The organism is Amycolatopsis sp. NPDC023774 (assembly GCF_040639695.1).
Classification (GTDB): domain Bacteria; phylum Actinomycetota; class Actinomycetes; order Mycobacteriales; family Pseudonocardiaceae; genus Amycolatopsis.
In genome coordinates this window covers 171,756-193,850 of record NZ_JBFAAJ010000010.1, presented here as the reverse complement: position 1 = coordinate 193,850, position 22,095 = coordinate 171,756, and the positions used below count along the sequence as shown (strand labels likewise).

21 protein-coding genes are annotated in these 22,095 nt (G+C 71.3%); 9 read left to right on the top strand and 12 right to left on the bottom strand.

Annotated elements, in window-relative coordinates; all coding sequences use genetic code 11:
- Entirely contained in the window at positions 1-1,563 is a 1,563-nt protein-coding gene (locus AB0F91_RS22565; RefSeq protein ID WP_360600099.1) for an NAD(P)/FAD-dependent oxidoreductase, read from the bottom strand.
- Between the two features lie 227 nt (positions 1,564-1,790).
- On the opposite strand from AB0F91_RS22565, the gene AB0F91_RS22560 reads away from it, so the two are divergent.
- The 3 genes from AB0F91_RS22560 (at position 1,791) to AB0F91_RS22550 (ending at position 5,900) form a co-directional block, all read left to right on the top strand.
- Positions 1,791-2,738 carry an RIO1 family regulatory kinase/ATPase gene (locus AB0F91_RS22560; RefSeq protein WP_360600097.1) on the top strand — a complete coding sequence of 316 codons (948 nt, stop codon included), beginning with the start codon at positions 1,791-1,793 and terminating at the stop codon, positions 2,736-2,738.
- A 351-nt stretch (positions 2,739-3,089) separates the two neighbouring features.
- Positions 3,090-4,625: a DEAD/DEAH box helicase gene (locus AB0F91_RS22555; protein WP_360600095.1), complete on the top strand. Its 1,536-nt coding sequence runs from the start codon at positions 3,090-3,092 to the stop codon at positions 4,623-4,625.
- Positions 4,626-4,724: 99 nt separating this feature from the next.
- Positions 4,725-5,900 carry an 8-amino-7-oxononanoate synthase gene (locus AB0F91_RS22550; RefSeq protein WP_360600093.1) on the top strand — a complete coding sequence of 392 codons (1,176 nt, stop codon included), beginning with the start codon at positions 4,725-4,727 and terminating at the stop codon, positions 5,898-5,900.
- Here the strand turns inward: AB0F91_RS22550 and AB0F91_RS22545 are convergent.
- Both AB0F91_RS22545 and AB0F91_RS22540 read right to left on the bottom strand, forming a co-directional pair.
- Positions 5,897-6,361 carry a GNAT family N-acetyltransferase gene (locus AB0F91_RS22545; RefSeq protein ID WP_360600091.1) on the bottom strand — a complete coding sequence of 155 codons (465 nt, stop codon included), beginning with the start codon at positions 6,359-6,361 and terminating at the stop codon, positions 5,897-5,899. The two genes, AB0F91_RS22550 and AB0F91_RS22545, sit on opposite strands and share 4 nt — an antisense overlap.
- A 52-nt stretch (positions 6,362-6,413) precedes the next feature.
- Complete coding sequence (locus tag AB0F91_RS22540; RefSeq protein WP_360600089.1) at positions 6,414-7,238, bottom strand: serine protease; 825 nt, start codon at positions 7,236-7,238, stop codon at positions 6,414-6,416.
- A 358-nt stretch (positions 7,239-7,596) separates the two neighbouring features.
- Here AB0F91_RS22540 and AB0F91_RS22535 point away from each other — a divergent pair, with 358 nt between their 5' ends.
- Positions 7,597-8,280, top strand: a complete 684-nt coding sequence (locus AB0F91_RS22535; protein ID WP_360600087.1) for a M15 family metallopeptidase — start codon at positions 7,597-7,599, stop codon at positions 8,278-8,280.
- 75 nt (positions 8,281-8,355) lie between these two features.
- Positions 8,356-9,750, top strand: a complete 1,395-nt coding sequence (locus AB0F91_RS22530) for a mycothione reductase (protein ID WP_360600085.1) — start codon at positions 8,356-8,358, stop codon at positions 9,748-9,750.
- A gap of 61 nt (positions 9,751-9,811) precedes the next feature.
- Here AB0F91_RS22530 and AB0F91_RS22525 read toward each other — a convergent pair whose 3' ends face one another.
- Positions 9,812-11,086 (bottom strand): MFS transporter, encoded by a 1,275-nt coding sequence (locus tag AB0F91_RS22525; RefSeq protein ID WP_360600083.1) that lies wholly within the window; start codon positions 11,084-11,086, stop codon positions 9,812-9,814.
- 49 nt (positions 11,087-11,135) lie between these two features.
- Here AB0F91_RS22525 and AB0F91_RS22520 point away from each other — a divergent pair, with 49 nt between their 5' ends.
- Both AB0F91_RS22520 and AB0F91_RS22515 read left to right on the top strand, forming a co-directional pair.
- Positions 11,136-11,801 carry a FadR/GntR family transcriptional regulator gene (locus AB0F91_RS22520; RefSeq protein WP_360600081.1) on the top strand — a complete coding sequence of 222 codons (666 nt, stop codon included), beginning with the start codon at positions 11,136-11,138 and terminating at the stop codon, positions 11,799-11,801.
- Between the two features lie 178 nt (positions 11,802-11,979).
- Positions 11,980-12,732, top strand: coding sequence for a hypothetical protein (locus tag AB0F91_RS22515; protein ID WP_360600079.1), 753 nt, complete (start codon positions 11,980-11,982; stop codon positions 12,730-12,732).
- On the opposite strand, the gene map is transcribed toward AB0F91_RS22515, so the two are convergent.
- From map to AB0F91_RS22490, 5 genes are all read right to left on the bottom strand, one after another.
- Entirely contained in the window at positions 12,615-13,472 is an 858-nt protein-coding gene (gene map, locus AB0F91_RS22510) for a type I methionyl aminopeptidase (RefSeq protein WP_360600077.1), read from the bottom strand. The genes AB0F91_RS22515 and map overlap by 118 nt on opposite strands.
- An 18-nt stretch (positions 13,473-13,490) precedes the next feature.
- Entirely contained in the window at positions 13,491-15,314 is a 1,824-nt protein-coding gene (locus AB0F91_RS22505) for a penicillin-binding transpeptidase domain-containing protein (protein WP_360600075.1), read from the bottom strand.
- Between the two features lie 69 nt (positions 15,315-15,383).
- The gene (locus AB0F91_RS22500) at positions 15,384-16,238 is read right to left on the bottom strand and encodes a GNAT family N-acetyltransferase (RefSeq protein WP_360600073.1); all 855 of its coding nucleotides are present in this window, start codon (positions 16,236-16,238) and stop codon (positions 15,384-15,386) included.
- A gap of 170 nt (positions 16,239-16,408) precedes the next feature.
- Positions 16,409-16,807 carry a VOC family protein gene (locus AB0F91_RS22495; protein ID WP_360600071.1) on the bottom strand — a complete coding sequence of 133 codons (399 nt, stop codon included), beginning with the start codon at positions 16,805-16,807 and terminating at the stop codon, positions 16,409-16,411.
- Positions 16,708-17,628, bottom strand: a complete 921-nt coding sequence (locus tag AB0F91_RS22490) for an AraC family transcriptional regulator (RefSeq protein ID WP_360600069.1) — start codon at positions 17,626-17,628, stop codon at positions 16,708-16,710. The genes AB0F91_RS22495 and AB0F91_RS22490 overlap by 100 nt, the downstream gene beginning before the upstream one ends.
- 75 nt (positions 17,629-17,703) lie before the next feature.
- Here AB0F91_RS22490 and AB0F91_RS22485 point away from each other — a divergent pair, with 75 nt between their 5' ends.
- The gene (locus AB0F91_RS22485; RefSeq protein WP_220237842.1) at positions 17,704-17,958 is read left to right on the top strand and encodes a hypothetical protein; all 255 of its coding nucleotides are present in this window, start codon (positions 17,704-17,706) and stop codon (positions 17,956-17,958) included.
- Between the two features lie 57 nt (positions 17,959-18,015).
- Here AB0F91_RS22485 and ispG read toward each other — a convergent pair whose 3' ends face one another.
- The 3 genes from ispG to dxr all read right to left on the bottom strand — a co-directional run bounded on the left by ispG (position 18,016) and on the right by dxr (position 21,718).
- Positions 18,016-19,167 carry a flavodoxin-dependent (E)-4-hydroxy-3-methylbut-2-enyl-diphosphate synthase gene (gene ispG / locus AB0F91_RS22480; RefSeq protein ID WP_326569405.1) on the bottom strand — a complete coding sequence of 384 codons (1,152 nt, stop codon included), beginning with the start codon at positions 19,165-19,167 and terminating at the stop codon, positions 18,016-18,018.
- A 118-nt stretch (positions 19,168-19,285) separates the two neighbouring features.
- Positions 19,286-20,509, bottom strand: coding sequence for a site-2 protease family protein (locus tag AB0F91_RS22475; RefSeq protein ID WP_360600066.1), 1,224 nt, complete (start codon positions 20,507-20,509; stop codon positions 19,286-19,288).
- 3 nt (positions 20,510-20,512) lie between these two features.
- On the bottom strand, positions 20,513-21,718 hold the full coding sequence (gene dxr / locus AB0F91_RS22470) for a 1-deoxy-D-xylulose-5-phosphate reductoisomerase (protein WP_360600064.1): 1,206 nt from the start codon (positions 21,716-21,718) through the stop codon (positions 20,513-20,515).
- A gap of 104 nt (positions 21,719-21,822) precedes the next feature.
- Here dxr and AB0F91_RS22465 point away from each other — a divergent pair, with 104 nt between their 5' ends.
- Positions 21,823-22,077: a DUF2631 domain-containing protein gene (locus AB0F91_RS22465; RefSeq protein WP_326569402.1), complete on the top strand. Its 255-nt coding sequence runs from the start codon at positions 21,823-21,825 to the stop codon at positions 22,075-22,077.
- Positions 22,078-22,095 lie beyond the last annotated feature (18 nt).

Genomic DNA, 22,095 nt, shown 5'->3' with positions numbered 1-22,095 from the left:
TCACCCTGCCTGCTCCGGGCCACGCCGTCGAGCGAGCACCGCCATCGCCGCGTTGTGCCCGGGGATCCCGCTCACGCCGCCCCCGCGCACGGCACCGGCGCCACACAACAGCACGCGCTCATGCGCGGTCTCGACGCCCCACTTCCCCGCGTCGTCCGGATCTTCGGCGTAGGGCCAGGACAGATCGCGGTGGAAGATGTGCCCGCGCGGCAGCCCGAGCTCGGCCTCCAGGTCCAGCGGCGTCTTCGCCTCCACGCACGGGTCGCCGGCCGCGTCGCGCAGCAGGCAGCTCTCGATCGGCTCGGCGAGCACGCTGTCCAGCGACGCGATCGTGGCGCGCAACGCCTCGGCCCGCGCCCGCTCGTTGTCGGCCTCGAACAGCCGCGCCGGCATGTGCAGGCCGAACAACGTCAGCGTCTGCACGCCCGCCGCGCGCTCGGCCGGGCCGAGGATCGACGGGTCGGTGAGCGAGTGGCAGTAGATCTCGCACGGCGGCAGCGTCGGGATCTCGCCCGCCGCGGCCTCGGCGTACGCGGTTTCGAGCTGCGAGTAGGTCTCGTTGACGTGGAAGGTGCCGCCGAAGGCGTCGCGCGGGTCCACGGCCGCGTCGCGCAGACGGGGCAGCCTCGACAGGACCATGTTCACCTTGAGCTGCGCGCCTTCCGGGCGCGGGCCGGGCTCCTCGCCGAGCAGCCGCGCGAGCGTGTCGGGGGCGACGTTGGCGAGCACGTGACCGCCCGCGACGACGTGTTCGGCGCCGTCGAGCGTGTAGCGGACCTCGCCGTCGGGCGACACCGACCGCACCTCGGCGCCGGTGACGAGCGTGGCCCCGGCGCCACGGGCGACATCGGCGAGCGCGCCGGTGACGGCGCCCATCCCTCCGACGGGCACGTCCCAGTCGCCGGTGCCGTTGCCGATCAGGTGGTAGAGCAGGCAGCGGTTCTGCCGCAGGTCGCCGTCGCCGGCCCCGGCGAAGGTACCGATGAGCGCGTCGGTGAGCACCACGCCGCGCACGGTGTCGTCGCTGAACAAGCCGGTGAGCGTCTCCGCGATCGGCCGCTCGAACAACGTGGCCCACGCTTCGGCGTCGCCGATGCGGGCTTTGAGGCCTTCCCGGCTCGGCAACGGTTCGGTGAGCGTGTCGAACGTCGCCGCCGCCACGCGCCCCGCCCGTGCGTAGAACTCGCGCCACGCGTCGAAGTCCTTTGTGGACCCGGTGACGGCGCGGAAGGCCGCCGCGGTGCGCGCGTCGTCTCCCGTGTCGACAAGGAGACCCGTGTCGCCGGACGGTGTGTAGGACGACATCCGGCGCCGGCGCAGCTCGACGCCCAGGCCCAGGTCGGCCGCGATCTTCCGCGGCAGCAGGCTCACCAGGTAGGAGTAGCGCGACAGGCGCACGTCGACGCCGTCGAACGCGCGGAACGACACCGCCGCTCCCCCGATCTCACCGCGCCGTTCCAGCACCAGCACCGAGCACCCGGCCCGGGCCAGGTAGGCCGCCGCGACCAGGCCGTTGTGGCCGCCGCCCACGATCACCGCGTCGTACTTCCCACCGCTGTCCATGCGGCCGAGGTTAGGAGTATTTCGCGGGGCCCGTTAATTCGGTTGCGCGAGCCCCTCGGGCCCCGGCATGCTGCTCGCGAACCGGCGGGGTGCCGGTGGCCGACGGAAGCGAAGGAGGTGCGTCGTGGCGAATGTCCGGGCGCTGACCTGCCCACTTCCGTCCGCCCCCCTCGGCTAGAGCTTCCGCGCTCGCCCGGTGGGGCACCCCGATCGAGGAGAACCCACCAGTGCGCGAGCACGACTACGAAGACCTTCACGCGTCCGATTTCGAGCGTCCCCGTCGTGGGCGGCGCTTCAGGGACGAGCCCGAACCGACCCGCCGGGGCCGGCTCACCGAGGGCGAGCGCGTCCGCCTCGCCCAGGCGCGCGACGACGCCTACACCGAGACCGACCTCCCGGACGGCGCCGACCGCTGGACCACCTGGGACGACGCCGACCAAGGCCCCCACCCGAGGCCCGGCTGGGTGGTCACGGAGCTCGGGGCCGTCGACACCGACCTGGGAGTGCTCAAAACCGGCAAGGAGGCCGACGTGCACCTCCTGCGCCGCAACCTGCCCGGCACGGACGGAGTACTGCTGGCCGCCAAGCGCTACCGCGGCGACGAGCACCGGCTGTTCCACCGTGACGCCGGGTACCTCGAAGGCCGGCGCATGCGCCGGTCCCGCGAGATGCGGGCCATGACCGGCCGCACCTCGTTCGGGCGCAACCTGATCGCCGAGCAGTGGGCAGTCGCGGAGTTCGCGGCGCTGAGTCGTCTGTGGACGATCGGGGCGCCCGTGCCCTATCCCGTGCAGCGCCACGGGACCGAGCTGCTGCTCGAGTTCCTCGGCGAGCCCGACGGCACGGCCGCGCCCCGGCTGGCACAGCTGCGCCCGGAGCACGACGAGCTGACCGAACTGTGGGAACAGGCGGTGTCGGCGCTGGAACTGCTCGCCACGCAAGGGCTCGTGCACGGCGACTTGTCCGCGTACAACCTCCTGGTGCACGAAGGGCACCTGATGGTGATCGACCTCCCGCAGGTCGTCGACCTCGTCGCGAACCCCCGCGGCCGCGAGTTCCTCGAGCGCGACGTGCGCAACCTCGCGGGCTGGTTCCAGGCCCGTGGCCTGCCGGAACGCGTCACGAACGTCGAAGACCTCGTGGCGGAGCTGGCCTACGCCGCAGGGCTGGGCTGATCCGCCGGCCGTACCGTGGGTGGCGTCGCGGCGCTGGGCCGTTCGGCTGTGGCACGGGACACGACTGCGACGCCGCCCACAACCGGAGACCTGGGTGTGAAGCAGAAGCCCTGACTCCGGTACAGTCAACACAGACCGCAACCGGCGGCGTGGATGAGTTGGTGTCCGTCGCCTCCAAAGCCCACTGACGGGCTCGCGGTGAAATCCGAAGCATTTCCATCGGCGCTCGATGGTGGGAACTCCTGAGCGCGCCGGGTCCGTCCCTGTGAACGCCCATTGCACACCATCTTGCCCTGCCTGCGAGCGGGCAGCCCGGGCCTCCTTGTGACGTGCCACGTCCGAGAGGCATAAGTGACAGTCACGTTCAACTCCGGCCATTCCGCTGCGTCGTCCCACTCGGGGCCGGGCCGCGGTGACCGTACCGACCGCAAGCCGCGGCAGCGCCCCGCGCGTGGGGACTTCCTCCGCGACGACGCCGTCGAGACGGTGGCCACGAAGACCTTCGCGGAGCTCGGCCTGCCCGACGAGCTGCTGCGCGCGCTGGCGGAGGCCGGCATCAACTCGCCGTTCCCGATCCAGTCCGCCACGATCCCCGACGCCCTCGCGGGCCGCGACGTGCTGGGCCGCGCCCAGACCGGTTCGGGCAAGACGCTGGCGTTCGGCCTGGCCATCCTGGCCCGGCTCAACGGCGGCAAGGCCCGGCCGAAGCGCCCCCGCGCGCTCGTGCTGGTGCCGACCCGCGAGCTGGCCATGCAGGTGGCCGACTCGCTGACCCCGCTCGCCAAGTCGCTCGGCCTGTGGTGCCGCACGGCCGTGGGCGGTATGGCCTTCACCCGTCAGGCCGACGCGCTTTCGCGTGGCGTCGACCTGCTCATCGCCACCCCGGGCCGGCTGTCGGACCACGTCCGGCAGGGCACCGCGTCGCTGAGCGACTGCAACTTCATCGCCCTCGACGAGGCCGACCAGATGGCCGACATGGGCTTCATGCCGCAGGTGCGGGAGATCCTCGACCTCACCCCGGCGCGCGGCCAGCGGCTGCTGTTCTCGGCGACGCTCGACGGCGACGTGAACAAGCTGGTGCAGCAGTACCTGACCGACCCGGTCACGCACTCGGTCGCGCCGTCGACCGCGAGCGTCGACACCATGGACCACCACGTGCTCCAGGTTTCGCACCAGGACAAGCAGGACATCATCACGCAGATCGGTGCCCGCGAGGGCCGCACGATCATGTTCGTGCGCACCAAGCACCACGTCGACCGCCTCACCGAGCGGCTGCGTGAGCAGGGTGTGCACGCGGCGGCGCTGCACGGCGGCAAGACGCAGGGGCAGCGCAACCGCGTGCTGGCCGACTTCAAGGAAGGCCACACCCCGGTGCTGGTCGCCACGGACGTCGCCGCGCGCGGCATCCACGTGGACGACATCTCCCTGGTGCTGCACGTGGACCCGGCCGCGGACCACAAGGACTACCTGCACCGCGCGGGCCGAACGGCGCGCGCCGGTGCGTCGGGCGTCGTCGTCACGCTGGTGACGCACGACCAGCGCCGCACCGTCCGCCGGATGACCGACCGGGCCGGCGTGCGCGCCGAGACCACGGTCGTCCGCCCGGGCGACGCGGAACTCTCGCGCATCACGGGTGCGCAGGAGCCGAGCGGCGAGCCGGTGATCGAGCGTCGCCGCGAGTCGCCGCGACGCAGCGGTGGCCGTGGCTTCGGCGGTGGCCGCGAGCGTGGTGAGCGCAGCTACGGCGAGAACCGTGACCGCGGTGGTTACGGTTCGCGCGAAGGCCGCCCGAGCTTCGGCGGCCGTGGGCGTCAGCAGCGGTCCGGCAACGGCGCGGGCCGTCCGCAGCGGCCGGGTCGTCCGCAGCGCCGTGGTTACGACAGCTGAGTTTCCGTTCGAGGAAAAGCCCCGCCTTCGTGCGGGGCTTTTCCTTTGTGTGGCAGGGCCCACGGTTACGCATGTGACTCGGGTGGGACACTGCGGGACGTGAACGCCATCCCGCAGCTGCCGCCCGAGAACGTCTTCGACTGGCTCGACACCGAAGCCGAGAAGCGAGCGGACGCGGGTTTGGTGCGGCGGCTGCGGGCCCGGCCCGCGCAGGCGGAAGAGCTCGACCTCGCCGGCAACGACTACCTCGGCCTGGCCCGCGACAAGCGTGTCGTCGGCGCCGCTGCGGCCGCCGCCATGCGCTGGGGCGCGGGCGCCACGGGCTCGCGACTCGTCACGGGCTCGACCGAGCTACACGCCGAGCTGGAGCTCGAACTGGCGCGCTTCTGCGGCGCTCAGGCGGCGCTGGTGTTCTCCTCGGGCTTCGCCGCGAACCTCGGCGCGGTGACGGCCCTGTCCGGCGCCGAGTCGGCGATCGTGACGGACAAGTACATCCACGCCTCGCTCATCGAAGGCTGCCGCCTGTCGCGCGCCGACGTGGCGGCCGTGGCCCACGCGACGCCGTCGGCCGTCCAGCACGCGCTGTCCACGCGCCGCAAACCGCGCGCCCTCGTGGTCACGGACTCGGTCTTCTCCGTCGACGGCGACCTCGCCCCGTTGGGCGAGCTCGCGGAAATCTGCCGCGGCGCGGGTGCCGCCCTGCTCGTCGACGACGCCCACGGCTTCGGCGTCCTCGGCGAAGGCGGCCGCGGCGCCGTCCACGCGGCCGGCCTGTCCGCATCGCCGGACGTTGTCACCACCCTGACGCTGTCCAAGTCCCTCGGCGCCCAGGGCGGCGCCGTTGTCGGCCCGCGACGCGTGATCAAACACCTCGTGGACACGGCGCGGAGCTTCATCTTCGACACCGCCCTCGCGCCCGCCAGCGTCGCCGCCGCCCTGACGGCGCTGAACGTGCTGAAGGCCGACCCTTCGCTGCCCACGAAAGTGACCGACAACGCCGGCAATATCGCGATGCAGCTCAAGGCCGCCGGCCTGCGAGCCAGCCTCCCGGACGCCGCGGTGATCTCGGTGCAGGCCCCGTCCGCCGAGGCCGCCGTCACGTGGGCCGAGTCCTGCGCCGACCAGGGCATCCGCGTCGGCTGCTTCCGCCCGCCGTCCGTCCCGGACGGCATCTCGCGCCTGCGCCTCACCGCCCGCGCCGACCTCACCGAGGCGGAAGTGGACCGCGCCGTGAAGGTCATCACCGCGACAGCCCCGAGGGGGGCGGCTTCCTAGCTCGCCGCAGGGCGCTGCGCAGGATCCTTCGCGACACGGCGCATGGTGATGTGCGGGATGCCGTCGTCGAGGAACTCTTCGCCTTCGGGCACGAAGTCGAAGCGCGCGTAGAGGCGCTGGGCGTACGTCTGCGCGTCCAGGACGAACTCGCCCGAAGCGCCGGACAGAGCGGCCTCCATCAGCGACGCCGCGAGGCCACGGCCGCGGGCCGACGCGGCCGTGACGACGCGGCCGATGCGGGACACGCCATCCGGGTCGGCGAGGACGCGCAGGTACGCGGTGACCTCGCCGGCGGAATCCGTGAACCACAGGTGCCGCGTCGACGGGAGCAGGTCACGCCCGTCGACATCGCCGTAGGCGCACTCCTGCTCGACGACGAATACGTCGGCGCGCAGGCGGAGGATGGCGTAGAGCTCGGCGGCGGTGAGTTCGGGGCCGGTCGCGTGGTGCGGGGTCGTCACGACCCCTGCTTAACACAGCTCAGCCGAGGACCCACGGCGGGGACGGCACAGCTCAGCCGAGGATCCGCGGCTGCGACTGCGCCGCGATGTCGTCCGCGTACGTCGACACGCGGGTGTACACGCCGGGCTTGCCGGCCTTCGCGCAGCCGTCGCCGAAGGAAACGATGCCGATGAGGGTGTCGCCGACCACGAGGGGACCGCCGGAGTCGCCCTGGCAGGCGTCGATGCCGCCGTCCCGGTATCCGGCGCAGACCATGCTCGACGGGTCGTAGGTGTCATACGCCGACTTGCACGTGGAGTCGCTGACGAGCGGCACGACGGCGCTGCGTAGGTAGTCGGAGCGGTCGCCGCCGTCGGCGATGCGGCCCCAGCCGAGCACGGTGGCCTGGGTGCCTTCGGCGTACTCCGCGCGGTCGCTCGCCGACGCGATCTTCGCCGGCCGGTAGGGCAGCTGGCCGCGCACGCTCAGCACCGCGACGTCGGCGCCCTTCGTCGGGTCGGAGAAGTCCGGATCGACCCACTCGCGCGACACGGTGAGCACCACGCCGTCGCTCGTGCGCTTGTCCTGGCGGCCCGCGACCACGCGCACGTTGTTGCTGGGCAACGCCGCGGCGCAGTGCGCGGCCGTCGCGACCGCGGTGGAGCTCACGATCACGGCGCCGCAGAACTGGTTCCCGTTCTGGTCGGCGAGGTACACGGCGTACGGGTGGTCGGACAGCGTGGCCTCGTCTCCGCCGACGATCCGCGGCTGCGCGCCGGAAGGCGGCGTGGGCGCGTCCTGTGCCGACGCCGTGCTGACCGCGATCGGCACCGTCACCGCGGTCACGAGCAAGGCCCCGGCCGCGAGAAGGAGCGGACGGCGGAACTTGGCGGGCATGGGATTCCCCTTCGGCAGAGCATTCGACCAAGACATTCGGGAGGCATTCGGCAAGAGCAAGCAGCGGGATCGCGACGCGTGAACGAGCAGCCGCGATTACCCTAAACGGAGCAGGCCCGAAATGGTGTCACTGGAACGGGTGGACTCAGCGCTCACGGAGCGAGTTTGATTGGCTGGTTCCATGCGACGGAGAGCGACGGCCGCGGGTGGCATCCTGATCACATCCCTGCTGGTCGGCTGCAGCCCGCCGACGCCCTGGGCCCCGCCCGGAACGCCGTCTCCGAGCGCAACGAGCCGGACAAGCACCCCACGTCCGACAACCCGGACAGCGACGAGCCCACCACCCGTCACCTGGCAGGTGGGTGCACACCCGCTCCCCCGCCGTCCCGACGGCTTCGGCGAGATCCTCCCGACGCCACCCGAACTGGTGAACCGCGCCCTGCCGACGCGCGACTTCCTGCCGCCTCCGACCGGCGACACGTACACGTCGAAGATCGTCCCCGTCCCCGCCGACGTGCTGGCGCGCAGCACCTGGCAGGCCGCGTGCCCGGTGAGGTCGACGGACCTGCGCTACGTCACGCTCTCGTTCTGGGGCTTCGACGGGCGCGCCCACACCGGCGAGCTGGTCGTGAACCGCACCGGTGCGCAGGCCGTCGTAACCGTCTTCGCCAAGCTCTTCGCGAAACGGTTCCCCCTCGAAGAGATGCGCGTGACCAGCCCCCAGGAGCTCGACGCGCCACCCACCGGCGACGGCAACGACACAAGCGCCTTCGTCTGCCGGCCCGTCCGCGGCGAGACGAACTGGTCCGCCCACGCGTACGGACTGGCCGTGGACGTGAACCCGTTCTGCAACCCGTACACGAAGGGACCGCTCGTGTTGCCGGAGCTGGCGTCGGCCTACCTGGACCGCTCGCACGTACGGCCCGGCATGGTCGTCGCGGGCGGACCGGTCGTGCGCGACTTCGCCGCCGTCGGCTGGAGCTGGGGCGGCGCGTGGACCTCGCCGGTGGACCGGATGCACTTCACAGCCACCGGGCACTGACCACGGGAACACCCGGTCGGGCCGCACAGTTGACTAGGCTGGGAACGCCCGTTCTACGGCTTTCGGAGGAAGATCGTGCCGCACTACGACCTGGTGATCGTCGGGACCGGATCGGGGAACTCGATCCTCGACCCGCGCTTCGCCGACCTGAAGACGGCGATCGTCGAGAAGGGGACGTTCGGCGGCACGTGCCTCAACGTGGGCTGCATCCCGACCAAGATGTTCGTCTACGCCGCCGACGTGGCCGCAACGCCTTCGCACAGCTCGCGTTACGGCGTGGACGAGGAGCTGAAGGGCGTGCGCTGGCCCGAGATCCGCGACCGCATCTTCGGGCGCATCGACCCGATCGCGGCGGGTGGCGCGGAGTACCGGAAGAACCACGAGGACAACAAGAACGTCGACGTCTACCAGGGCGAAGGCCGCTTCACCGGCATGAAGGAGCTGCGCGTCAGCTTCACCGACGGGCGGCCCGACGAGGTGCTGACGGCCGACCGCTTCGTGCTCGCCGCGGGTGGGCGCCCGGTCGTGCCGGACGTCCCGGGCCTCGCGGAGACCGGCTACCACACCTCCGACACGATCATGCGGCTCGACGCCCTGCCCCGCCGCATCACCATCCTCGGCGGCGGCTACATCGCGGCGGAGTTCGCGCACGTGTTCGCCTCGTTCGGCGTGGACGTGACCGTGGTCCTGCGCTCGGGCGCGATGCTGCGCGGTGAGGACGAGGAGGTGAGCGCCCGCTTCACCGAGCTGGCCGCGGAACGCTTCGACCTGCGCCGTGACCGCAAGATCCTGCGGGCGCACCGAGAAGCGACGGGTGCGGTGCTGGAGCTCGAGGGCCCGCAGGGCGCCGAAAAGCTCGAGACCGACCTCATCCTGGTCGCCATCGGCCGCAAGCCGAACTCCGACGTGCTCGACGTCGCGGCCACCGGCGTCACCACCAAGGCCAGCGGCCACGTGATCGTGGACGACCACCAGGAGACGGTGGTGCCGGGCATCTACGCGCTCGGTGACATCTCGTCGCCCCACGAGCTGAAGCACGTCGCGAACCACGAAAGCCGTGTGGTGCAGCACAACCTGCTGCACCCGGACGACCGCATCGAGGCCGACCACCGCTTCGTGCCGCACGCGATCTTCACCTCGCCGCAGATCGCCTCGGTGGGCCTGACGGAACAGGACGCGCGCGCTCGCGGTGTGTCCTACGTCGTGTCCAAACAGGACTACGCCGGCATCGCCTACGGCTGGGCCATGGAGGACACGACGGGCTTCGCGAAGCTCCTCGCCGACCCCGCCACCGGCCGGCTGCTGGGTGCGCACATCATCGGCCCGCAGGCGTCGTCGGTCATCCAGCCGCTCATCCAGGCCATGAGCTTCGGCCTCGACGCCCGCACCATGGCGCGCGGCCAGTACTGGATCCACCCGGCGATGCCGGAGCTGATCGAGAACGCGCTGCTGAACCTGCCGCTGGACTGAGGAATTCGACGCAGGAAAGGCCTCCCCGGTTCCTGACCGGGGAGGCCTTCGTCGTTGCGGGTCAGACGTAGCGTGGCCGCCCGGCCAGGACGCCGAAGAACATCTGCGCGCACATCACCACGATGAGCACGATCAGCGACACCGACCAGCTGCCCGTCGCGTCGTGGAGGAGGCCGAAGACGAACGGGCCGACGGCCGCGAGCAGGTAACCGTAGCCCTGGGCCATCCCGGACAGGCGCGCGGTGTCGGCGCCGGTGCGGGCGCGCAGGGCGATGACGGTGAGGGCGAGCGAGAAGACGCTCATGCCGACGCCGATGAGCACGCTCCACAGCAGCGGCGCCGCGCTCGGTGCGACGAGCAGGCCGGCCATCCCGGCCAGGCCGCACAGGCCCATGCCGAAGATCCACCAGCTCTGCGTGCCCTGCCGCGCCGCGATGGGCGGGATGACGAGGCTGATGGGCACGGCGATCACGGAGATCAGGCCGAGCAGCAGGCCCGCGTCGCCCTTGCTGACGCCCGAGTCGATGAAGACCTGTGGGAGCCAGCCCATGACCACGTAGGCGATGAAGGCCTGCAGACCGAAGAAAATCGTGACGATCCAGGCGAGCGGGCTCCGGATGAGGGACCGTCCGCCGCTCGTGGCCGCGGTCGGTCGCGGGGCACGGCCGGTGCCGCGTGCGGCGAAGAGCCAGACGGCCAGCGCGAGCCCGCCCAGCACGGCCCACGAGCCTAGGGACAGGCGCCACCCGCCAAGCGCCGTCTCCAGCGGGGGGCTCGCGGCGGACCCCGCGGCGCCGCCACCTTGCAGCGCGGCCGTGTAGACGCCGGTCATCATGCCGACGCGCGCCGGGAAGGAATCCTTGATCACCACGGGGATCAGGACGTTGATCAAGGCGATGCCGGCCGTCGCGACGAGGGTACCGCCGAGGACCACAAGCTCACCGTCGACGACGCGCAGCACCAGCCCGGCCGTGAGCACCGCCAGCGCGAACCCGATCGCCGAGCCGATGCCGAACCGACGGGAGAGCAGCGGCGCCGCCAGGCCCGCGCCGGCGAAACACAGGCCCGGCAACGTCGTCAGCACGCTCGCCCAGATCGCCGACGCGCCCAGGCTGCCGCGCATCTCCGCGAGCAGCGGACCGACGCTCGTGATGGCCGGGCGCAGGTTCAGCGCCGTCAGCACCACGGCGACGGCCAGCAGCGCGCCGCCCGCCATCACCCCCGGCCGGCGCACGCCGCCGCGCTCCTCGTCTTCGATGCCGCCTTCGAGTTCGAGCTCGAGACGGTCGGAGTAGGAGGCGGGGCGTGGGGTGGGATCCCAGGACTCGACGGACACGTCCGCTACTATCGCATACATAGGATGATTGGATGAAGGGATTAATCCTGTGCCTCTCGCCACCACCCGGCGTGCGGGCCTGGTCGACCAGGTCATCGACCAGCTGCGCGACGCGATCGCACAGGGGGAATGGCCGATCGGACAGCGCATCCCCACCGAGCCCGAGCTGGTCGCCCAGCTCGGCGTCGGGCGCAACACCGTGCGCGAGGCCGTACGCGCGCTCGCGCACACCGGCATCCTCGAAGTCCGCCAGGGCGACGGCACGTACGTGCGCGCCACCAGCGAAGTCTCTGGCGCCCTGCGACGCCTGTGCGGCACCGAGTTGCGTGAGGTCCTCCTGGTCCGCCGCACCCTGGAGGTCGAAGGCGCACGCCTGGCCGCCGCCGCCCGCACCGACGCCGACCTCGCGGTCCTGCGCGCCCTCCTCGACCGCCGCGACACGGACCAACGCGACGGCCGCGTCGACGACTTCGCCCGCACCGACGCGGAGTTCCACCTCGAGATCGTCCGATGTGGACACAACAGCCTGCTGTTCGAGCTCTACCGCGGCCTGATGGAGGCCATCACCGCCAGCGTCGCCTCCACCTACGACGCCCCCGAACACGCGGAGGTCATCAAACACCGGGGTCTCGTCGACGCCATCGAAGCCCGCGACGCCACCCGCGCGGCCACCGAAGCGGGCGGCTTCCTGGACGAACTCCTGGCGCGGGCCTGAAGAATCAGGCAAAACGGCCGACTGACCACGTCTTCCCGCAGCGCGCCCTGCCATCGCGCCGTTCGCCCCTTGTCGTGCTGCTCGTGGTCGCCGGTGCCACCGCCGCGGCCGCCGGCACTCCGTCGTGCCGCAAGTACGTCGCGCTCGGCGACGCGTACACCGCCGGGTCCCTGATCCTGTGGCAGCAGCTCAGCTGGTGCTTCCGCTCGAACAACAACTACCCGTCTCGAACCTGGCGCACCCACAGGTCACGCCGTCGCCGAGCATCCCGCTGGCCACGCAGCAGCCGCAGTTCGACGCGCTGCACGCCGACACCGACCTGGTCACCATCGGCATCGGCGGCAACGACGACAGCGTCTTCGGCGACCTCACCGGCACCTGCCCCACGCTGCGCGCCGACGACCCGACCGGCGCGCCGTGCCAGGCGCACTACACCGCGAACGGCGTGGACACCATGGCCGCCGCGGTGCGGGCGACCGGCCGCAACGTCGCGAAGTTCGTGAAAGGCGTGAAGGACCGCTCCCCCGCCGCGACGATCGTCCTCGTCGGCTGCCCGCGCCTGCTGCCGCCCACGGGCACGTGCCCGTGCGTGATCCCGTTCGCCGACGGCGACTACGCGTGGGCCGGCGGCGCCGCGTGGGTCAACGGGCAGAGCACCGACATCGTCGAAGCCGTGGCCTACCACCCGTTCCGCGCCGGCATGGAAGCCGAGGCGAAGCTGATCGACCAGGAGCTCGGCGTGTACACCAGCGCCGAGGAACCGACGCCGAAGAGCAAAGGCCGACCCCGCTCAGCTGGCCCGGACCGCGCACCTCACGGCAGCGTGAGGATCTCCGCTCCGTCGGCCGTGACCACGAGGGTGTGCTCGAACTGGGCCGTCCACTTCTTGTCCTTCGTGGTCACGGTCCAGTTGTCGTCCCACACGTCGTAGTCGATGGTGCCGAGGGTGATCATCGGCTCGATCGTGAAGGTCATGCCCTCCTCGATCAGCGTGTGGACCGAGGGCTCCTCGTAATGCAGCACCGTCGGCGCGGTGTGGAACGACGGGCCGACCCCGTGGCCGGTGAAGTCGCGGACCACCCCGTAGCCGAACCGCTTGGCGTACGCCTCGATCACGCGGCCGATCACGTTCAGCTGCCGGCCGGGGCGCACCGCCTTGATCGCGCGCGCGGTCGCCTCACGGGTGCGTTCGACGAGCAGCTTCGCCTCCTCGGAGACGTCGCCCGCGAGGAAGGTCGCGTTGGTGTCGCCGTGGACGCCGCCGATGAAGGCGGTGACGTCGATGTTGCAGATGTCGCCGTCCTCGATCACGGTCGAGTCGGGGATGCCGTGGCAGATCACCTCGTTGAGCGAGGTGCAGCACGACTTCGGGAAGGCGCGGTAGCCCAGCGTCGACGGGTAGGCGTGGTGGTCGAGCAGAAACTCGTGCACGACCTTGTCGATGTCGTCGGTGGTCGCGCCCGGCTTGACGGCCTTGCCGCCCTCCTCCAGCGCCTGCGCGGCGATCCTCGACGCCACGCGCATGGCCTCGATCACCTCGGGCGTGCGCACACCGTTGCCGGTGTCCCGCTTCGGCGCCGGCCGGTCGACGTACTCGGGGCGGGCGATGTCGGCGGGAACGGCGCGGCGCGGAGTCTGGACGCCGGGCTTCAACGGGGCACGAACGGACATGCCCTCCAGACTACGACGTCACTTCGCGGCCACGCCCGCGAGGAACCGGTGAGCGGCGTCGACGGCCGGTTTCGACGAGCCGGCGTCGGTGAGCAGCACCGCGAACGCCAGGTCGCCCTGGTAGCCGACGAACCAGCCGTGGGAGTGCGTGCCGTCGCCGAACTGGGCCGTACCGGTCTTCCCACGCACGTCGGGCAGGTCGCGCAGCGCGGTGGCCGTGCCGGTGGTCACGACGTCGCGCATCATCGAGCGCACGGCGTCGAGCACCTCGGGCCGCGGCGCCGGGCCGAGGCCGCTCACCTTGGCCGGCCGGCCGCGCACCAGCGTCGGCGAGGGGACCTTTCCCGACTGCACGGCCGCGGCGGCGAGCGCCATCCCGAACGGGCTCGTGACCACGGTCCCCTGGCCGAACCCGTTTTCCGCACGCTGCACCACCGAATCGGCCTGCGGCGCGGACCCGGTGACGGTGGTGAGGCCGGGGATCACGAAGTCGGCGCCGATGCCGAGCGAGCGCGCCGCGTCGGTGAGCGCCGCCGGTGAGAGGTCGGCGGACAGCTGCGCGAACGTCGTGTTGCACGACTGCGCGAACGCCTTCGCCAGCGGCACCGTGCCCAGGTCGAAACGGCCTTCATTGGGCACCACGCGGCCGGCGAACGTCACCGTGCCCGGGCAGGCCACCGGTGAGTCGACTTTCACGCGACCGGCCGTGAGCGCGGCCGTGGCGGTGACGATCTTGAACGTCGACCCCGGCGGGAAGCGGCCGGTGAGCGCGAGTGGGCCCTGTTCGTCGGCGGGCTCGTTCTGGGCGACGGCCAGCAGTTGCCCCGTCGACGACTGCAGCGCCACGATCGCTGCGGCGGTCTTCACGGGAGCCAGGGCCCGCTCGGCAGCGGTCTGGACGTGGGTGCTGAGCGTGCTCGTGAGGGCAGGCGGGTCCTTCGGCGGCACAGCGTAGAGCTCACTGGCCTCGCTGCCGGTGACGTCGAGCGAGACGATCCGCCAGCCCGCGCCGCCCGCGACCTGCTGCTCGACCATCGACCGCAGCGCGGGCAGGATCTGGCGGCCGGTGTCGCGGTCGTCGGGCAGGAGACGTTCCTGGCTCGTGAAGCGGACGCCGGGCAGGTCGTAGATGGCGGGTTTGACTTGCTCGTAGTCGGTGTCGCGCAAGGAAAGCACGGGATACGCGGTGCCGGGTGTGGTGGCTTTGATGCCGTCGAGCACGGAGCGGCCGGTGACCGTCGGCTCGAAGCGGTGCAGCGCCGAGCCGAGCTTGCTGGCGACGGCCGTGGTGTCGCCCGTCTTCGCCGGGTCCACGACGACGCCGATCACGGTCTGCGGGCGTAGCAGCGGAAAGCCGTCGCGGTCGAGCACCGGCGCGGGCTCGGCCGGGTCGGCCACGATCGCGATGCTCTGCGACGGCGCCAGCTGCGGGTGCACGACGGTGGGCTGCCAGTGCACCTGCCAGCCGTCTTCGGCCGAGCGCAGCTGTGCGTCCGAGGTGTAGCTCCAGGTGCGGCCCTTGGGGAGGTGCCAGGTGAGGCGGTAGCCGCCGGTGGCGTTGTCGCCCGACTGCTTCACGGTCTCCTCGCTCGCCTCGATCGACTCGGGCTTGAGCGCGGTGCGGACCTGGGTGAGCAGGGTCTTCGCGGCGTCGGGCGAGTCGGTGCGCGCGGCGGCCGCGGCGAGGTCACCGGAGCTGACGGCGGTGAGGAACGCGGCGAGCGTGTCTTCCGGTCCGTCGGCGGAGAACAGGCCGCAGCCGGCGAGCGGCAGGGCGGTCAGGACAGCGGCCGTCAGGGCCGCTGCGCGGTGTCGACGATGCGGGTGCCGACCAGGTGCCATGTGTCGGATCGAACCAGCCCGACGGGCGGGTCCCGGGCCGAAACGCCGAACCGGAAGGGCGAATCCAGTTCAGAACAGGACGGTCGCGTACTGGCCGACCTGCTGGAATCCGATTCGGCGGTACGCGGCGAGCGCGGGGCTGTTGAACGCGTTCACGTAGAGGCTCGCGGTGCGGCCTAGGCCGTGCACGAGCTGGTTGACGACCGCGGCCGTGCCCGCGGTGCCCAAGCCTGCGCCGCGGCGCTCCGGGTGCACCCACACCCCCTGGATCTGGCCGACGCCGGCCGACATCGCGCCGATCTCGGCCTTGAACACGACCTCGCCGTCTTCGAACCGGGCGAACGCGCGTCCGGTGGCGATCAGCTCGCTGACGCGGGCGCGGTAGCTGGCGCCGCCGTCGCCACTGCGCGGGTCGACGCCCACCTCCTCGATGAACATCGCGACGGCCGCGGGCAGGTAGCGGTCCAGCTCGTCGGGCCGCACCGCGCGTACGTGCGGGTCGGCTTTGACGTGCGGGCTCCCGTCGAGCGCCATCAGCGGCTGGTCGCCCCGCACTTCCCGCGCGGGCCCCCACTCGCTCGACAGCTCGTCCCACAGCCCCAGCACCTGCTCGGCGGGCCCGACGAGCGACGAGCACGTGCGCTGCCTGCGCAACGCCCGGTCCGCGAACGACCGCAACGCCGACGCGTTGCCGCGCAACGGAATGAGGTTCGGGCCGACGAAGCACAACCCCTGGAACCGCGTGGACCGCCCCGGGCGGCCATCGGCGGCCCAGAGTTCGCCACCGAGCCGCCAAGGGTCGAGGCCCGCGGCCTCGACCCTGGCGCTGACCATGCAGCTGCTCACCGGGTCGGCGGCCAGTGCGGCGCGCACTGCCGGATAGTCCCGATCGTCGAGCAGCCGTGCACCTGCAAGCCGCAACACAGCGTCCAGAGTGCCAGATGACGCGGATGAACGGAACGCGAGCCTGCCGACACGCTCAGATGAACGGTGCAATCGGACACCTGCGGCGCTGCACGTACAAGGTCGAAGGGACGGGTGGGCCCTGAAGGGGCGGATGGGCTGTTGGTGACGTTCGAACGGCCGGTCCGGTATCACGCGCCCCGGTAGGTGCCGATCGTCCAGCTGTTGCCTTCCGGATCGCGCAGGCTGAAGGTGTGCGAGCCGTAGTCCGTGTCGTGTGGGTCGAGGGTGATGTCGCCGCCGGCGGCGCGGACGCGGGCGTGGATGGCGTCGACGTGGTCGGAGACGACGTAGACCGCGCCGGTGCCCGGTTTCATGGCGTCGTGGACGTCGTCGGCGGGGCCACCGGTGCTGCCGAGCATCACGGCGCCGCCTTCGGGCCAGCGGAGCTCGGCGTGGGCGATGGCGCGCTCGGCGCCGCCGGGGACCATCAGCGTCTCCTCGAAGCCGAGGACGTCGACGAGGAAGCGCACGGCCGCGGGGGCGTCGTCGTAGCGGAGGGCGGGCCAGACTGTCGGTTGAGGTGACATGCCCTCGAGTCTGGTTCCGAGGGCACCGCGTCGTCTTGGAGGAACGGGAGCTCTTCGGCGATCCACGTCCGCGGCGAGCACCCCGCCAGCGCCCGCCACTCGTTCGACAGGTGCGCCTGGTCGTAGTAGCCGGCCTCGACGGCCACCGAGGCCAGGTCCGAAGCGCCGGCACGAAGCAGCCGACCGGCGCGTTCGAAGCGGAGCACCCGCGCGACCTGCTTCGGGGCCAGCCCGACCTCCGCGCGGAAGCGTTCGCCGAAGTGGCGCCGGCTCCAGCCGACCGAGGAGGCCAGGTCGGTGACCCGCACACCGCCCGCCCGCACCCGAAGAAGACGCCACGCCTCCCCCAGTTCAGGGGCCGGCGACGGCGCCCCGGAAGCCGAAGTGGCCAGCACCTCGTCCAGCACGGCGAACCGGGAAGGCCAATCCGCAGCCTCGGAAAGACGCGAAGGCAAGGAAGCCCACGGCCGGCCGAGCTCGGCGAGGTCCACGACCCGCCCGCTCAGCTCGGCGGCCGTCACGCCGAGCAGGGAACGCACGCCCAGCGGGTCCAGCTCCACGTGCAGGCCCCGCTGCACCCGGTCCTGCGTGATGAGCGCGGGCGAGGTGTGCAGGCCACCGACCAGCGCTTGCAGTGTGCCCTCGCCCGACAGGCCGGCGAAGCGGATCGGCTGCTCCAGGCTGATGATCAGCGTCACGTGCCGGGACGGCAGCCCGCGGTGCACGGTGAGGGTGACGTCGTCCTGGGCGTAGCCGATGTAGCGCGTGACCAGCGGCCGCAGCACCGGGTGCGGCAAGCGGGTGGCCCAGCTGTGACTCACCTGACCAGCGTAGGCCGAGAAGCGCCGGTTTCTGCTACCACGGACAGCGGGGGCCACCGGAGAAAGGACGCGCGAGTGACGATCCAGGAGCAGGCCCAGCAGCTCGAACTGCTGGCCGACTCGGTGCCCACTGGCATCGCCCTCGCGACGAAGGGCGAGCTGGAGGACCTGCAGTCCCAGGTCCTCGGGCTGCTCGGCGAGACGTCCACCGCCACGTCCATCCAGGGCGCGATCCAGCTGGCGAGCCAGCAGATCGACGAGGTCGCCGCGGCCCTGGAGAACGTGCGCATGCAGATCAAGGACGCCGCCCAGCACCACCTGCAGGGCTGAGAACACGAAACCGGCCCCGCGCGACGTACGCGGGGCCGGTCCGACAAAGCCGGAAACTCAGCCGACCGTGACGCTCGGCGAGCCCTCGCCGATGCCCTCGCCGGCTTCCTCGGCGATGCGCATGGCCTCTTCGATCAGGGTTTCGACGATCGCGTGCTCGGGCACGGTCTTGATGACCTCGCCCTTCACGAAGATCTGGCCCTTGCCGTTGCCGGACGCGACACCCAGGTCGGCCTCGCGGGCCTCGCCGGGGCCGTTGACGACGCAGCCCATGACCGCGACGCGCAGCGGGATCTCCATGCCCTCCAGACCGGCCGTGACCTGGTCGGCGAGCGTGTAGACGTCCACCTGCGCGCGCCCGCACGACGGGCACGACACGATCTCCAGCTTGCGCGGCCGCAGGTTCAACGACTGCAGGATCTGCGCGCCGACCTTGACCTCTTCGACCGGCGGAGCCGAGAGCGACACGCGGATGGTGTCGCCGATGCCCTGGCGCAACAGCGCGCCGAACGCGACGGCCGACTTGATCGTGCCCTGGAACGCGGGGCCGGCCTCGGTGACGCCGAGGTGCAGCGGGTAGTCGCACTGCTCGGCAAGCAGCTCGTACGCGCGCACCATGACCACCGGGTCGTTGTGCTTGACCGAAATCTTGATGTCGTGGAAGTCGTGCTCGGCGAAGAGCGAGGCCTCCCACATCGCCGACTCGGCCAGCGCCTCGGGCGTGGCCTTGCCGTACTTCTCGAGCAGGCGCTTGTCCAGCGAACCGGCGTTGACGCCGATCCGGATCGGCGTGCCGTGGTCCTTCGCGGCCTGCGCGATCTCCTTGACCTGGTCGTCGAACTTGCGGATGTTGCCCGGGTTCACACGCACGGCGGCGCAGCCGGCCTCGATGGCGGCGAACACGTACTTGGGCTGGAAGTGAATGTCGGCGATCACCGGGATCTGCGACTTCTTCGCGATCGCGGGCAGCGCCTCGGCGTCGTCTGCGGACGGGCAGGCGACACGGACGATGTCGCAGCCGGCGGCGGTGAGCTCGGCGATCTGCTGGAGGGTGGCGTTGACGTCGGAGGTCAGCGTCGTCGTCATCGACTGGACGGAGATGGGGAAGTCGCTGCCGACACCGACGGAACCCACGTGGAGCTGGCGGGTTTTGCGGCGCTCGGCGAGGACGGGGGGCGGCAGTGCTGGCATACCTAGCGCGACGGTCACGTCCCCAGCCTACCTACTCCATCCGGCCGCGCTTCAACGAAGTCAACCGTCACGGTGAGCAGCGTTACCCCCGGTCGGGGGCCTCTCGGCCGGGTAGTGACCCGACCGGTGGGACCGGTTACTGCAAGCGAATCGGGTTGACGATGTCCGCTGTGACCGTCAGTAGAGTGATGCCGCCGCCGATCACGACGAGCACCATCGTGACGGCCGACAGCTTGGTGTAGTCGACCGGTCCGCCCGCCGCCTTGCCGCGCAGGCCGCGCAGCCAGTCGCGCACCTTCTCGTACCAGACGACGGCGATGTGCCCGCCGTCCAGCGGCAGCAGCGGCAGCAGGTTGAACACGCCGATGAAGAAGTTCAGGCTGGCCAGCAGGAAGAAGAAGATCTGCCACAGCCCCTGCTCCACGGCCTCGCCGCCGATCCGGCTCGCACCGACGACGCTGACGGGGGTGTTCGGGTCGCGCTCGCCGCCGAAGATCGCGCTGACCACGGCCGGGATGCGCTGGGGGAACTCCACGAGGCGCTGCGCGGTCTGGGCGAACATGTCGCCGGTGAAGGAGAACGTGGCGCCGATGCCGGTGAGGCCGTTGTAGTGCAGGTACGCCGGCGGGATCACGGTGGAGGCGCCCATCATGCCGACCTCGTGCACCTTGCCGTCGGTGCCCAGCCGCTGCACGCGCGGGATGTCCACCTGCAGGTTCACGGTCTGGTCGCCGCGCTGCACGGTGATCGGCGTGAGGCCCTTGGCGTTCTGCACGACCTGCAGCACGTCGGTCCAGCTCTCGGTGGGCTTTCCCGCCACAGAGACGATCTTGTCGCCCGCCTTGATCCCGGCCGTCTTCGCCGGCGTCGGTGCGCCGGGCGGGCACGAGGTGTCGCTCAGCTGCTGCGTGGTGGTGGCCGGGCGGGCGCACGACGTGCTCTGGATGATCGGCTGCACCGGCTCCGACGCGGCGGCGATGTTCGGCAGGCCCATGGTGATCGACATCAGGTAGAGCACGATGAAGCCGAGGATGAAGTGCGTGATCGAGCCCGCCGACATCACGACGGTGCGCTTCCACGTCTTGAACCGCCACATCGCGCGCGGCGCCTCGTCCGGGGTCACCTCGTCGAGCGCCGTCATGCCGGCGATGTCGCAGAACCCGCCGAGCGGGATCCACTTCGCGCCGTACTCGGTCTCGCCGCGCCGGAACGAGAAGATCGTGGGCCCGAAGCCGATGAAGTACCGGCGGACCTTCATCCCGAACATCTTGGCCGTGACCATGTGGCCGGCCTCGTGCAGCGCGACGGAGATGCAGATGCCCAGGGCGAACAGCACCACCCCGATGATGTAGGCGAGCACGCGCTACTTCCCCTTACCCAGCATCGATCCTGCGCGCCCTCGAGCCCAGCGCTCGGCGGCGAGTACGTCCTCGACGTCGCGCGGCTCGCGACGCCATTCGTCGGCGGCTTCGACCACCTGGGAAACAGTGTCCACAATCGACGTGAAACCGGTGTTCTGCGCGAGGAAGGCGGCCACGGCCTCCTCGTTCGCCGCGTTGTAGACAGCCGGCAGGCAGCCGCCCACCGTGCCGGCGTGGCGCGCCAGCTCGACGGCCGGGAAGGCCTCGTTGTCGAGGGGTTCGAACGTCCAGCTCGCGGCCGTGTCCCACGAGCACGCCGCGGCGGCGCCAGGCACGCGCTCGGGCCAGTGCAGCGCGAGCGCGATCGGCAGCCGCATGTCCGGCGGGCTGGCCTGGGCGATCGTCGAGCCGTCGACGAACGTCACCATCGAGTGGATGATCGACTGCGGGTGCACGGTCACGTCGATGCGCGCGGGCTCGATGCCGAACAGCAGCGCGGCCTCGATCAGCTCCAGGCCCTTGTTGATGAGCGTGGCCGAGTTGATCGTGATGACCGGGCCCATGGACCACGTCGGGTGCGCCATGGCCTGCTCGATGGTCACGTCGGCGAGATCCTCGCGCTTCTTGCCGCGGAACGGACCGCCCGACGCGGTGAGCACCAGGCGCGCGACCTCGTTGTCCCGACCGGAGCGCAGGGCCTGCGCGATGGCCGAGTGCTCGGAGTCCACCGGCACGATCTGCCCCGGCTTCGCAGCGGCGAGCACCAGCGGCCCGCCCGCGATGAGCGACTCCTTGTTGGCCAGCGCGAGCGTCGAGCCGGTGGCCAGGGCTTTGAGCGTGGGCTGGAGGCCCTGCGACCCCGGCAGGGCGTTGAGGACGACGTCGACGTTCACCGCGTCGATGAGCTCCGTCACGGCGTCGGCACCGGCGAAGATGCGCGGCATGCGGAACTCGCCCCGGGAGTAGCCGCGCCGCTGGGCCTCCGCGTACAGCGCGAGCTGCAGGTCTTCGACCACCGTCGGCCGGCTCACGGCCACGGCCGCCACGCCGTGGGCCAGGGCCTGCGCGGCGAGCGCCTGCGGGTCGGAGCCGCCGGCGGCGATGCCCGCGACGGTGAACAGGTGGGGGTAACGAGCGGTGACGTCGAGGGCCTGGGCTCCGACGGACCCGGTCGAGCCGAGCACGAGGACGCTTCGCGAGGTAGTCATCGCGCACCATTATCGCCCGCCGAGCCGCGGCCCGTCTCCGCGGAGCACTCGGGGGTGTGGGATCATTGCCGCGTACGAGGTTGAGCGGGTCAGGAGGAGTGATCGTGGCAGGCAAGGCGATCGAGAAGCGCCCCGAAGTGGACCCGCGCGACGAGCCGTCGGCCGAGTGGGGCTGGCACGGCTCGTTCCCGAAGGCCACGCGCATCGCCGGCTGGGTCAGCGTCGTCATCCTGCTGCTCATGCTCAAGGGCAACCACGAGAACAACACCGAGAACGTGTGGCTCATCGGCCTCGCCGCGTTCCTCGCCCTGTTGCTGGTGCTCGACTTCCGCAAGCGCCGCACGGCCTGGCGTAAGTAAGTTCACGGTCGCTACCTT